At 52.0% G+C, this 12,476-nt stretch carries 12 protein-coding genes and 1 riboswitch; of the genes, 6 read left to right on the top strand and 6 right to left on the bottom strand.

What is annotated here, in order from left to right:
• Positions 1-43: 43 nt before the first annotated feature.
• The 5 genes from LWL52_RS19230 to LWL52_RS19210 form a co-directional block, all read right to left on the bottom strand.
• Positions 44-454 carry an ATP-binding protein gene (locus LWL52_RS19230; protein WP_242923443.1) on the bottom strand — a complete coding sequence of 137 codons (411 nt, stop codon included), beginning with the start codon at positions 452-454 and terminating at the stop codon, positions 44-46.
• A complete protein-coding gene (locus LWL52_RS19225; protein WP_242923440.1) occupies positions 447-791 on the bottom strand; it encodes an STAS domain-containing protein in 345 nt (114 codons plus the stop codon). The genes LWL52_RS19230 and LWL52_RS19225 overlap by 8 nt, the downstream gene beginning before the upstream one ends.
• Before the next feature lie 13 nt (positions 792-804).
• Complete coding sequence (locus LWL52_RS19220) at positions 805-2,841, bottom strand: GAF domain-containing SpoIIE family protein phosphatase (protein ID WP_242923438.1); 2,037 nt, start codon at positions 2,839-2,841, stop codon at positions 805-807.
• Positions 2,842-3,069: 228 nt separating this feature from the next.
• The gene (gene guaB / locus LWL52_RS19215; RefSeq protein WP_242923436.1) at positions 3,070-4,539 is read right to left on the bottom strand and encodes an IMP dehydrogenase; all 1,470 of its coding nucleotides are present in this window, start codon (positions 4,537-4,539) and stop codon (positions 3,070-3,072) included.
• Positions 4,540-4,786: 247 nt separating this feature from the next.
• Positions 4,787-5,170 carry a rhodanese-like domain-containing protein gene (locus LWL52_RS19210; protein WP_242923425.1) on the bottom strand — a complete coding sequence of 128 codons (384 nt, stop codon included), beginning with the start codon at positions 5,168-5,170 and terminating at the stop codon, positions 4,787-4,789.
• A 58-nt stretch (positions 5,171-5,228) separates the two neighbouring features.
• Between LWL52_RS19210 and pnuC the strand changes: the two genes are divergently transcribed.
• From pnuC to LWL52_RS19185, 5 genes are all read left to right on the top strand, one after another.
• On the top strand, positions 5,229-5,858 hold the full coding sequence (gene pnuC / locus LWL52_RS19205) for a nicotinamide riboside transporter PnuC (protein WP_242923423.1): 630 nt from the start codon (positions 5,229-5,231) through the stop codon (positions 5,856-5,858).
• A gap of 118 nt (positions 5,859-5,976) precedes the next feature.
• On the top strand, positions 5,977-6,156 hold the full coding sequence (locus LWL52_RS19200; protein ID WP_242923421.1) for a hypothetical protein: 180 nt from the start codon (positions 5,977-5,979) through the stop codon (positions 6,154-6,156).
• A gap of 611 nt (positions 6,157-6,767) precedes the next feature.
• Positions 6,768-7,721, top strand: coding sequence for a hypothetical protein (locus LWL52_RS19195; RefSeq protein WP_242923419.1), 954 nt, complete (start codon positions 6,768-6,770; stop codon positions 7,719-7,721).
• 147 nt (positions 7,722-7,868) lie between these two features.
• On the top strand, positions 7,869-8,396 hold the full coding sequence (locus LWL52_RS19190) for an AAA family ATPase (protein ID WP_242923417.1): 528 nt from the start codon (positions 7,869-7,871) through the stop codon (positions 8,394-8,396).
• Between the two features lie 9 nt (positions 8,397-8,405).
• Entirely contained in the window at positions 8,406-9,281 is an 876-nt protein-coding gene (locus LWL52_RS19185) for an aldose 1-epimerase family protein (RefSeq protein WP_242923416.1), read from the top strand.
• A 74-nt stretch (positions 9,282-9,355) separates the two neighbouring features.
• Here the strand turns inward: LWL52_RS19185 and LWL52_RS19180 are convergent, their stop codons facing one another.
• Positions 9,356-9,604 carry a hypothetical protein gene (locus LWL52_RS19180; RefSeq protein ID WP_242923414.1) on the bottom strand — a complete coding sequence of 83 codons (249 nt, stop codon included), beginning with the start codon at positions 9,602-9,604 and terminating at the stop codon, positions 9,356-9,358.
• Positions 9,605-9,831: 227 nt separating this feature from the next.
• Positions 9,832-9,929, top strand: a riboswitch (TPP riboswitch).
• Positions 9,930-9,991: 62 nt separating this feature from the next.
• Between LWL52_RS19180 and LWL52_RS19175 the strand changes: the two genes are divergently transcribed.
• The gene (locus tag LWL52_RS19175; protein WP_242923412.1) at positions 9,992-12,424 is read left to right on the top strand and encodes a TonB-dependent receptor; all 2,433 of its coding nucleotides are present in this window, start codon (positions 9,992-9,994) and stop codon (positions 12,422-12,424) included.
• Positions 12,425-12,476: the final 52 nt, after the last annotated feature.

The raw sequence follows: 12,476 nt of genomic DNA, 5'->3' as shown, positions 1-12,476 counted from the left end.
TCCGGAAAACGGGGATTGGCTGGTTTAAGTATGTAAAAGCACGCTATTTTATTTTTTTATACAGCAGGCAGGTATTTTTATTTCCGTTGCTGCTGAACTCCACCTTGTCCATGATCCGGTTGACAAGGGCGATGCCCACACCGCCTTTTTTACCCACTTTCACATGTTCCTCAATGTCAGGCTCCCGGTATTCTGATCGGTTAAATGCCTCGCCGTTGTCCGATATCTCAAACCGGATCATGTCTTTGGGCAGGTTGATGGTAAGAGAAATGAATTTATTCGGGTCCTCATGGTTGGCGTGGATGATGAGGTTCGCACATATCTCATCCACGGCCAGCACAATCTGGTTCATCAGAATATCCGACAGGCAAAGGGCATGCAGGTACTCCGTGACAAAATCACGTATAGGTTTCAGGTTTTTTTTAGTACAATTTACCCGAATGGAATTATTCATTGGAGACGGTAATAGCTTCCTCGTAATTAGACACAATGGTCATGAGCAGATCGAGGCCAAGAATTTCAAAAACGTTCCGCACTTTGTCCTGCATGTTAAAAAAGATCAGTTTGATCTGCGCATCCTCGAAGCGCTGCAGGTGCGAAATAAATACGCCTAGTCCGGCGGACGAAATGTAGTGCAGGTTTTTACAATCTACAAGCACTTTACTATATTTCATGATCGCCGGGTCCGAAAGTTCCTCGTCCAGCACCACAGAAGAGCTGGCATCCAACTCTCCATCCAGGGTCATAATGATAGTAGATTCTTTAACTTCGTTGGTGATTTTCATCGGCATTGTTACGTCGTGTTTAGCTGTTTTGTTGAATTGCTTTAAATTTAATAACAAGCAACGTTTGGTCGTCATATAAGTTGTCAGGACCGGTAAACTCCTGCAAATCGTTAATGATGGCGCACTTGATATCCTCGGCTTCCAGGTGGTATGTTTGCGAGAGCATGAACAGGAGGCGGTCCTCGCCATACTCCTCATTCAGCGGGCTGCGGGCCTCCACAATTCCATCGGTATAGATCACCATCACGTCGCCCGGGTTGTAGTCGTAGTACATTTCCCGCACGTGGTTATTATAGCTCTTATCACGAATGATGCCAAGCCCCAGACCATCGGTCTGGAAGTAGAACACATCGTCCATCATGGCATTGTAGTAGAGCGTGTGGCAGTGGCCGGCACGCGCAAATACAAACCCTTTCATGCGGTAGTCGATGATGTAGAGGGCTGAGGTGATAAAAGAGGTTTTCTCCAGGCAGCGGCTCAGGGCACTGTTGGCCTGCTTCATAAACTCGCTGGGCGGCATGTCCTGCTGCATCAGGCCATGAAAAATGCCTTTCATCTGTGCCATATGGAAGGCGGCCGAAATACCCTTGCCCGACACATCGCCGATGATGATGGCAATGCGCGACTCGCTTAGCTGGAGGAAGTCGTAAAAGTCGCCTCCCACTTCTTTGGCAGCCAGGGCATGCGTACTGATTTCAAACCAGCTGTCTACCGGAAATGTTTTTGGGATGAGACTTTCTTGTACCTGGGTGGCAATCTTCAGCTCTTCTTTATAGCGCTCGTTCTGAAGCGATTCTGTTACCAGGCGCAGGTTTTCGATGGTCAGGATGGTCTGGCTGGTAAAGGTGCGCAACACATTAACTGTTTCCCGGTCAAAGCCCTGTTCAATGTCCTTAAGCAGGTATAGCACGCCGAAAAGGTGCTGCTTTAATTTGATTGGAAGGATGATCAGCGATTTCCAGGGCAGGCTCAGGTCCCGGAAGCCGGGATTGCGGTCCAGGTTGTTGTTGATATAGTCGATGTTCTGGATGTTATAAGCCAGCAGCAAATGGCGGATGCGCTTGATCTGTTCGCCTTCTATGTTCAGCAGGTGGGTAACCTGTGGCTCGCCGTTGCGCACCAGCTCAAACCAGGCACTCCCCGCATCCGATGCTTTAATGGTTGAGTCGAACATCATGTCGTAAACCTGCGCTTCGCTCTGGCCCTGCTGGATGGACTGGCTCAGGCGCTGGAAATTCAGCAGGTCCTCGCTCTTTTGCTCAAATACGCTGGAAGTAGGTAAACTGAAAAGCGATACCAGGAAGGCGCCCAAAGTATAAAGCCCCACAAAGAGCATGGCCAGCGGCAGAAAGCCCACATCGGTAAAGTCCACGACCAGCTCGGGGCTGTCGGCCAGTTGATGAAAAAAGCGTGCAAAAATATAGCAGCTCAGCAGGATGGCGCCCAATAATATAAGCGAGCGGCTCTTGTTGTTAAACGTGAGGTAGGCAACCCATTTGAGGTTGGTGCACAGAAACAGGATATAAAAGCCCAGCAGCGCCAGCAGCGGCAGAAAAATGTAGCTGGTATAATCGAAGTTAAGCAAGGTGAGCAGCAGCGTGCCAAACAGCAGCACCTCAAACCAGTCCCAGGCAATCTGCAGGAATTTGTTTTTGTGATACAGCAGCAACTGGCGCCAGATATAAAAGGCCTTGGCCAGAAAAACCACCAGCAAGCCAAAATTTACCACATACACCAGGTGCAGCAGCAGGATTGATTGCTGGCCGGCATACGCTGTGATAAGCCGGTAAGCCAGGTAAAGGGCCACACTCAGGTAGGCGGCAATGCCAGCCTTGGAGAACAGGTTCCACAGATACCCGATAAAGTCGATGCCCTTGAGCCGCTCGGCACTAAGGCGCTGGTGCAGGAATACGGCAAGTATAAAGACGATGGTGAGCAGGTTATTGATGTAAGGCATCGAAAACTGCACGGCACCCGCGCGCGAGGCGCTTTCTGCAGCCAACAGGATATTGGCTAACAGCAGCGCCCAGCTAACTATTGCGGTAGTTACCAGCAAAGATTTTGCGTTTGTTTTGTATAACATAAAACGGAAAACCGTGGATAGTTTTTGCAGTGACGGCGTTAGGCCTCTCTTTGACTTATCTGACGTGAAAGGTAAGAAAATTTTTTGCTCTTTGGCCAAGGTGTCAGGTTGTGTTTGCAAAACCCCTTGCATAACGTAAAAAGAAAGGAGTAGGTTAAGCCTGCCTGCTAACCTACTCCTTTCAAATTAAATGGAAGTATACTAGCGGCTGTAGTTCGGTGCTTCGCGCACAATCTGCACGTCGTGCGGGTGGCTTTCGCGCAGGCCGGCGCCGGTAATTTTTACCATTTTGGCTTTCTGCAGGTCCTCGATGGTGGCTGTGCCGCAATAGCCCATGCCAGCCCTTAGGCCACCTACCAACTGGTAGATCACTTCCGATACAAGGCCTTTATAAGGCACCCGGCCTACGATGCCTTCAGGAACCAGCTTGCGGGCGTCCGTTTCGTTGCCCTGGAAGTAGCGGTCTTTGGAGCCTTCTTCCATCGCCTCTACCGAACCCATACCCCGGTAGGTTTTATACTTGCGGCCTTCGTAAATGATCACATCGCCGGGAGCCTCTTCGGTGCCGGCCAGCAACGAACCGATCATCACGGTGCTGGCACCGCCAGCCAGTGCTTTGACCATATCGCCGGAAAACTTAATGCCGCCATCGGCAATGACCGGAACGCCGGTGCCTTCCAGGCCGCGGGCCGCTTCCATAACCGCCGTTAGCTGCGGCACCCCGATACCAGCAATAATACGGGTGGTGCAAATACTACCCGGGCCTACGCCCACTTTTACGGCATCAGCTCCGGCGTCGGCCAGGGCTTTGGCGCCCTCTGCAGTCGCCACGTTGCCGGCAATAAGTTCTATGCCGGGGAACTGTGCTTTAATTTCGCGCACCGCATCCAGCACGCCTCTCGAGTGGCCATGGGCCGTATCAACGCTCACCACATCCACGCCAGCTTCTACCAGCGCTTTTACGCGGAGCATCACATCGGGCGTTACGCCCACGGCAGCACCCACCCGCAGGCGGCCAAACTCATCTTTGCAGGCAAAGGGGCGGTCTTTTTTCTTCAGGATATCTTTGTAGGTGATCAGGCCCACCAGCTTTCCGTCGCCGTCTACTACGGGCAGCTTCTCAATTTTATATTGCTGCAGAATATCTTCGGCTTTGGCCAGGTCGGTGCCTTTTTCGGCGGTAATCAGGTTCTTGTGGGTCATAAGGGCCGATACCGGCTGCGTCAGATCTTTCTCGAAGCGCAGGTCACGGTTGGTAATGATGCCTTTGAGCTTGCCCTCGTCGTCGGTGATCGGAATGCCGCCGATCTTATGTTCCGTCATGATCAGCACGGCATCGCCCATGGTGGCTTTGGCATTCAGGGTAATAGGGTCCAGGATCATGCCGCTTTCAGAGCGCTTTACTTTGCGCACCTGCGCGGCCTGTTTCTTGATCGACATGTTTTTGTGGATGATCCCAATGCCGCCTTCCTGCGCCATGGCAATCGCCAGATCAGCTTCGGAAACAGTATCCATCGCTGCCGAAACCAGGGGCGTATTGATCCGGATGTTGCGCGTTAGCTGGGAAGAAGTATCGGTTTTATGGGGGAGCACCTCGGAATAGGCCGGGAGCAGAAGCACGTCATCGTATGTGAGCGCTTCGAATAGTATCTTAGACTGATCGGAGACCATGGCAAATAATTTACGGGTTGTTATTTGCCGCGTAAAATTACAAAAAATCAGCAATAATAGGAGTAAATCACCGGAAATATTTCAGTTAGGATGAAAACGGTGGCAATCAGAAGACCGGAATGCGCAGTCTCCTGGAAACGAAAGCAAGTATAAACGTAACCAATCGTCTTTTTCAGGCTGTCAGGAGCTCATGTGCTTCAGAACCTGGCCTGTAAACGCCGGCAGCGCACCTGCCATTTTCCGCATGTTAATACTGCGCCATGGTGGGATCAATTTCGGTGGCCCAGGCGTGGATGCCGCCTTTCAGGTTGAGCAGGTTCTCGTGCCCCAGGCGTTGCGAGAGGTAATGGATGGCCTGCGCGCTGCGGAAACCATGGTGGCAGAGCACAACCACCGGAATATCATGCCGCACCCGGTTGGCCTGCCTCGGAAGCTCACCCAGCGGAATGAGCTCGCCCCCCAGGTTGCAAAGCTCAAATTCGGCGGGCTCGCGCACATCCACCAACTGCAACTTACTGCTGTGTGCCAGCCGTTCTTTTAGTTCCTGTACTGTAATCTCGTTCATCATCTCTGCTTTCAGCTTCCCGGCCAGGGCATATAGTATGCGTTGTTTTTGGCCGTTTGGTTTCAAATCACAAACTTAGCAAACAATTAAAATGGAGCAGCCTGCAGGGCGCATGTTTTAAACCATGAATATAGTTGAGAATATAGCCGATGCCTGGCAAGCCATGAGCCTGCTGGAACTGATCGGCGTTTTAACCGGCATTGTGAACGTATGGCTGGCTGCCAAGCAAAACATCTGGACGTGGCCCATGGGCCTGATCAGTGTGGCCATGTATGTGCTGGTATTTTACGAAGCCCGTCTCTACGCCGACATGGGCCTGAATGTGTTTTACTTTATAACAAGCGTGTATGGCTGGTATCTGTGGTTGTATGGCGGCCAGAACCATACCGAGCGCCAGGTAGGCCGCGTAGGCCGGCGGGAACTATCGCTGCTGTTGGGGCTGGCGGTCCTGTTCACAGTTGGGCTGGGATATTTTTTGCACAATTTTACAAATGCTTCGCTGCCTTATATGGATGCAGCCACCACAGCCGTTAGCCTGGTAGGGTATTGGATGATGGCCAAAAAACAACTGGAAAATTGGGTGGTATGGCTGTTGGTAGATATTGTATATGTGGGTGTGTATACCTACAAAGAGCTGTATTTAACCAGTTTTTTATACCTTGTTTTTATGCTGCTCTGCGTAAAAGGCTACCGCGAGTGGAAGAAAGAACTGCACCGGCCTGCCGCGCGTAACGTGGTGGCGGGCGCAAAATAATTTATTGCATCGGGCAGGTGTTACCATCCAAAACCAGGCAGACTACGTACATCTCTATACTTCTAATCTAATGCGCCTCTACATCAGAGGAAAATTGTTCAACCGGAAACCGTGCAGCATGATGAAACAGCGAAAGATTGAATTGCCTGAAGAACTGAAGTACGCCAACCGCTTAAAGTGGGGATACGAATCGCCTGATGAGAGCCCCAAACGCGTCCACTTCCGGCAGTTTGGCGACAAACGACCGAAAGAGGTAGAAGTTTATAACTTCTTTGGTTACAGTTTCACGGAGAATTAAGCTTGTTGAATTTACAGGAGAGCATAAAATTAAAGGTCATACTTTAGTTTTATGCTTTTTTCATGTTCGCCTCTTACCAGATAAGCCCTTTGGGGTGGCCTGGCAAATTGTGCTGTTTACCCTTCTTTTGATACTTTGTACTAAGTATAGTTACAAAATAAATTAAAATATTTATTTATATCCTATCTTCCTCCAGCATTTAAATCAGCATGCTAACCTGCGGAGCTTCTGCTCCAAAGTTCAATAATGAGCTGATTTAGCTGTATTGCCCAAAAGTCGTTAAGCCAAAAGCTTACAGACTGCATATCTCCAGACACTTATTTCCATCTTTTGTATGCTACCCGGCTAAAGCATAGTCGGGCAGGCGTACTTTAACGCAGCTTTGCGCATGATAAAATTGTACATTTTAGTTTATTCCCGGCGCATTTACTTGTTCTGGCACTGCCTCGTGCGGCCAGGCCCGCCCTTGTATTGGAAAGAATAGGTTGCGTTGCCGCTATTACTCCTTTGCGGGCGGGCGGTGAACTTGCAACCTGGTGCTGCTGATGCGCTTACGCCATGAGCCCCGCCCGCAGGTGCCTGATAATTTTAAATTCCTTAAACTATAATTTATGACTAAGTATACTCGCTATCCCCTGTTTGTTTTGTTAATATGCCTGTTCTTCGCCTGTTCTAAGGAGGATACGGATGATCTGAAAACAACAGCAGTAGGCAACGCAAAAGTTGCCGCAAAACCCGCCGCTAAATTAGATGCCCCAACGCTGAGTTGTGTAAGTGCTACGGGCGCTTCTATTACGCTTAATGTTACGGCCGGTGCAACCGGGGCGCCAGCCGGCTTTTCAATCCAATGGATGTTAAAATCAGAGTATGAGGCAAATGGAGGCTGGCCTTCTTCCAGCGATGTGGTTGAAAGCTCCTCTTTCTGCAAAGCGTCCTTTTCAGGTGTGCCCGGGGCGTCTTATTATAACCTGAAAGCCGGTAAATCGGTGGAGGTGACGATAGGCGATGTGATCTATGACCAGGTGGGCGCTTCCTCTCCCTGCGAAAGCATACCCCTGGTATGTGGCCAGGAATACGTATTCCGGGCTTTTGCCCACAACGACCCGAAAGGCATTGCAAAGAGCGACTTTTCAGTGGATCAGACCTGCGCTACACTGCCTTGCAGTACAGGTGAAGAAGGCTGTACCTATACCCAGGGCTACTGGAAAACGCATGGACCAACTCCGACAGGAAATAACCTGAACGTATGGAACGTAACCTCCCTGACTGTTGGCGCTGTAACCTACACCGATCTGGAGCTGCAGGCTATTTTCAATACGCCTGCCCAGGGCAACGGCCTGGTTTCGTTAGCACACCAGCTGATCGCGGCAAAGTTAAATGTGGTGAATGGCGCAAATGATTCAGCTATAGCAGCTACTATTGCGCAGGCAGATGCCCTGATCGGAAGCCTAAAAATTCCTCCGGTTGGAAGCGGCTACTTAGCGCCTGCTGTTACCAGCAGTTTAAACGAGCTGCTTGCTGACTATAATGAAGGGGCAACCGGCCCAGGACATTGCGGAAATTAGAACATCAAATTTGTACAGTACAAAAAGGATAGTCTGACAGCTATCCTTTTTGCATTTATTTAACCGGGCTTTTTACACAGTATGCAGTCGGGGATTCGCAGAAAGCCGATGGCAGCAAGGCAGGCACTTTTTCACTACCTTTGCCCTATGCTCAAAGTAGCCATCACAGGCCCGGAGTCTACGGGTAAATCCACCATTTCTGAAAAGCTGGCCAGCCACTACAACACGGTATGGGTGCCCGAGTATGCCCGCACCTATATCGGTAACCTGGGCCAGCCTTATACCCTGGCCGACATTGAGGCAATTGCCCGCGGGCAGCTGGCCCTGGAGCAGGAAATAGCGCAACAGGCGCGCACCATTCTTTTTTCGGATACCGACCTGCTGGTGCTCAAGATCTGGAGCGAGCATGCCTTTGGCCGCTGCCCGGCCTGGATCCGGGAAAAACTGGCCCGCCAGGACTATAACCTTTGCCTGCTGATGGGCGTTGATTTGCCTTGGGAGCCGGACCCGCAGCGCGAGCATCCGCACCTGCGCCAGTATTTTTACGACTGGTACAAACGGGAGCTGGAGCAACTGGGCGTGCCTTTTGTAGAAGTAAGCGGCCAGGGCGAGCACCGCTTTGAACAGGCACGCGGGCAGGTGGACCACCTGCTCCGGCAACACAATCTTTTATAAAAACGACCGATGCTATACTTTCTTCAGAACGAGAATTACGAAGTGGGCGTGAACAGCCTGGGAGCCGAGCTGCAGCATTTCATCCTGATGGATGAGAAACTGGAACTTATCTGGCAGGGCGACCCTGCCGTGTGGGCCGGCCATGCACCCAACCTTTTCCCGATTGTGGGGGAGCTGCAGGGGCAGCACTATACTTACAACGGCCATACCTATACTATGCTGCGCCATGGCTTTGCCCGCCGGCAGGAGTTTAAGCTGGTAGAGGAGCATCACAACAAGCTGGTGTTTGAGCTGCAGCACAACACCGAAACCCTGCAGCAGTATCCTTTTAAGTTCCGGCTGCTGATCGCCTACAAACTGGAAGCCAACCAGCTCTCGGTCACTTACCTGGTTACCAATACCGATGATCATTCTTTGTACTTCTCGATTGGAGCGCACCCCGGCTTTAACGTGCCGCTCTACGCCGGCGAGCAGTATTCGGACTATTACCTGGAGTTTGAGGAAGAAGAAACGCTGAGCCGGCTGCTGCTAACCCCGCAGGGGCTGCTGAGCGGCGAAGCCGAGCGGGTGATGGACCGGCAGCGCGTACTACCCCTGCGGCATACGTATTTCGAGAAAGATGCCCTGGTTTTTTCAGAGATGAAGTCAGAGAAAGTTACGCTGGCCAGCCGTACAAACCCGCACCGTATTGAGGTAGGCTTTAAGGGCTTCCCTTACCTGGGTATCTGGGCCAAGCAGGGCGGGGCGCCGTATGTGTGCATCGAGCCCTGGTGCGGCATTGCCAGCCGCGAGGGAGCCAGCCTGGAGTTGAAGGAGAAAGAAGGCATAAACGAGCTGCGCCCCGGCGCAAACTTTGAGCGTACCATGACCATCACCGTCGATTAACCACTGGGAATTGCTATATGAAAAAGCCCCGGCTATACGTACGTATAGCCGGGGCTTTTTCATGCCTGCGGAATTTACTGCAGGGATGGCTCCGGGAATTTTGGTAGCTTAATTCTGCGGAAGTCATACTCGGGCTCGTAATCATTTATAGGTAATGATATGCCCGGCGGCAGGTCCAGATCCGGCAGATCGTCTCCGAGTGGCTCCCCGCCATCGTCGTCGTTATCGGTAGAAGGAGGCCTTCTGAAATGCTTCCGTGGCGCGAACGCGTAGTACGCCAGTATGGTAAGCAGGGCCAAAGTATACAATATGCTGATCATCATCACGGTTCTACTTAAAAATTAATCATCTGCTCTAACATCTTCCGGCAAAACCAGCACAAGGCCTAAGCAGCAGGTAAGGTGCCATTGTATGTTCTAAGAACGTACAATCTGGCTATCAGGTTATTCACCCTGCTTAAAAAAAATATACCCTTAGTCTGCCTTATGTTATCTGTTGGCCCGGTATAGCTTCCAGCCCCTTTGTTTTAATGCCAAAGGCCCCTATCTTTGCCTCAGTTTAGGGGTGCCTTATAACAACGGGCTGAGATTATACCCATTGAACCTGATCCGGGTAATGCCGGCGAAGGGAAAAACACGGGAAACAAAAGTAGCGGGATGCCGGCCCCTGGCATGCCTGTATGTTTTACCCAATCTCATTTTATCATTTTCATGAAAAATTTATTTTTAGCGCTAGCCATTGCGTTGCTGCCGCTGCACCTGTTTGCCCAGGCCACCCTGCGCGGACGCGTAACGGATGCTGCTACCGGCAAAGCGCTGGCGGGTGCCAATGTGGTACTGCAAAACCTGCAGGCAGGCACCACAACCAACTCCGATGGTGCTTATGCGCTGCAGAACCTGCCTTCGGGCGAGTATACCGTGCATGTGAGCTACCTGGGCTACAGGGCCGAACGCCTGCCAGTAAGTATAACCCAGGATAAGCAGCTAAACATTGCCCTGGCCCCGCAGACGCTGCAAACCAACGAAGTAGTGATATCGGCTACGCGGGCAAACGAGAAAACCGGCACCACCTTTACCAACGTGAGCAAAGAAGAGCTGGCGGTACAGAATTTCGGGCAGGACCTGCCTTATTTGCTTAATCAGACGCCTTCTGTGGTGGTAAACTCAGATGCCGGCGCGGGCGTGGGCTATACCGGTATTCGCATCCGGGGCTCCGATATTACGCGCATCAACGTAACGGTAAACGGCATCCCGATCAATGATTCCGAGAGCCACGGGGTGTTTTTTGTGAACATGCCCGACTTCGCTTCTTCGGTGCAGGATGTGCAGGTGCAGCGCGGCGTGGGCACCTCCACGAACGGCGCCGGCGCTTTCGGGGCAAGTATAAACGTCCAGACGCAGCAACTGCGCAGCCAGCCCTACGCCGAGACCAGCAACAGCTATGGCTCGTTCGATACATGGAAACATACCGTGTCGTTTGGCTCGGGCCTGCTCAAAGACAAGTTTACCTTTGATGGCCGCCTCTCCAAGATCGCCTCGGATGGCTACATCGATTATGCCTCTTCGGACCTGAAATCCTACTACTTTGCGGCAGGCTATCATGGCAAAACCGGCATGCTCAAGTTTATCACTTTTTCAGGCATCGAGAACACGCACCAGGCCTGGGACGGCGTGCCGGAAGATAAGCTGGAAACCAACCGCACCTACAATGGCCTCTCCTACGAAAACGAGATCGACCATTACCAGCAGGACCACTACCAGCTGCACTATTCCAAAGACCTGCTGCCGCGCCTGAACCTGGGCGGCGCGTTCCACCTGACCCGCGGCCGCGGCTATTACGAGCAGTATAAAGCCGACCAGAAGCTGGCCAAGTATAACATCCTGCCGGTGGTGCTGGGCGATACCACGATCAGCCGCTCCGACCTGATCCGCCGTAAATGGCTCGATAATTACTTTTACGGTGCTACTTACGCCCTCAACTATTTCACCCAAAACGGCAAGCTGAACGCTACGCTGGGCGGCGCCTGGAACAAGTATGACGGCGACCACTACGGCGAAGTGATCTGGGCTCGCTACGCGTCCAATAGCGAGATCCGCCAGCGCTACTACTTCAACAATGCCCTCAAAACCGACTTCAACATCTTTGGCAAGGTAAATTACCAGCTTACCGAGAAGCTGGGTGCGTTTGGCGATGTGCAGTACCGAAGTATAAACTATCAAATTGATGGCGTAGACGATAACAAGCGTGAGGTAACGCAGCAGGCCAATTTCCGGTTCTTCAACCCCAAAGCAGGCCTTACCTACCAGCTCAACGAAGCCAACAGCCTGTACGCCTCCTACGCCGTGGGCCATCGCGAGCCCACTCGTTCCGACTTTACCGACCAGTCGGTGGCAGACCAGCAAAGCGGCGTAAGGCCGAAAGCCGAAACACTCTATAACCTGGAGGCGGGCTACCGGCTGCGCGGCAGCAGTCCCGCTATACTTGGCCAGCATGCCCGCTATACCCTGGACGCCAGCTACTACTACATGGATTACGACAACCAACTGGTGCTGACCGGGCAGCTGAACGACGTGGGCACGCCGCTGCGCACCAACATCAAAAACAGCTACCGCACCGGCGTGGAGCTGGCGGGCCTGCTGAACCTGAACGATTTTGTGGAGCTGCGCAGCACCCTGGCGCTGAGCCGCAACAAGATCCGGGATTACCAGGAAACAGTGTATATTTTCGATGCCGACTACAACGTGGAAAATTCGGTGGTGAACAACTACAGCGAGACGGATATTTCGTTCTCGCCGGCCGTGGTTTCGGCGCACAGCCTGGAAGTGCAGCCCCTGAAAGGCTTTAAAGCCGCCTTCCTTTACAAAACCGTGAGCCGGCAGTACCTCGATAACACCGCTTCGGATGCGCGCAAAATAGACCCTTACCAGGTGGCCGACCTGCGCCTGCGCTATACCGTGCACCCCCGTTTTATGAGAGAACTGGAGCTTGGTTTGCTGGTCAACAACCTGTTTAACCAGAAGTATGAAGCCAACGGCTATACGTTCAGCGAGGAATATTCCGGCGACCCAACCCGCTACGACTATAACTACTATTATCCGCAGGCCACCCGCAATTATCTGCTGTCGGTGGGGCTTATGTTTTAGGTTCGTGCTGGAAGTATAAATGCGATAGAACAAGTATAAATCAGGAAGCCCT

Source organism: Pontibacter liquoris, assembly GCF_022758235.1.
Taxonomy (GTDB): Bacteria; Bacteroidota; Bacteroidia; order Cytophagales; family Hymenobacteraceae; genus Pontibacter; species Pontibacter liquoris.
The sequence above is the reverse complement of the archived record's forward strand: the minus strand, read 5'-3'. Positions and strand labels throughout refer to the sequence as shown.

What these genes read in the sequence shown, in the direction of transcription:
- LWL52_RS19175 (WP_242923412.1), top strand. Translation starts at nt 9,992, where the DNA reads ATGAAAAATTTATTTTTAGCGCTAGCCATTGCGTTGCTGCCGCTGCAC.
- LWL52_RS19200 (WP_242923421.1), top strand. Translation starts at nt 5,977, where the DNA reads ATGATGAAACAGCGAAAGATTGAATTGCCTGAAGAACTGAAGTACGCC.
- LWL52_RS19230 (WP_242923443.1), bottom strand. Translation starts at nt 454, where the DNA reads ATGAATAATTCCATTCGGGTAAATTGTACTAAAAAAAACCTGAAACCT.
- LWL52_RS19185 (WP_242923416.1), top strand. Translation starts at nt 8,406, where the DNA reads ATGCTATACTTTCTTCAGAACGAGAATTACGAAGTGGGCGTGAACAGC.
- guaB (WP_242923436.1), bottom strand. Translation starts at nt 4,539, where the DNA reads ATGGTCTCCGATCAGTCTAAGATACTATTCGAAGCGCTCACATACGAT.
- pnuC (WP_242923423.1), top strand. Translation starts at nt 5,229, where the DNA reads ATGAATATAGTTGAGAATATAGCCGATGCCTGGCAAGCCATGAGCCTG.
- LWL52_RS19225 (WP_242923440.1), bottom strand. Translation starts at nt 791, where the DNA reads ATGCCGATGAAAATCACCAACGAAGTTAAAGAATCTACTATCATTATG.
- LWL52_RS19190 (WP_242923417.1), top strand. Translation starts at nt 7,869, where the DNA reads ATGCTCAAAGTAGCCATCACAGGCCCGGAGTCTACGGGTAAATCCACC.
- LWL52_RS19180 (WP_242923414.1), bottom strand. Translation starts at nt 9,604, where the DNA reads ATGATGATCAGCATATTGTATACTTTGGCCCTGCTTACCATACTGGCG.
- LWL52_RS19195 (WP_242923419.1), top strand. Translation starts at nt 6,768, where the DNA reads ATGACTAAGTATACTCGCTATCCCCTGTTTGTTTTGTTAATATGCCTG.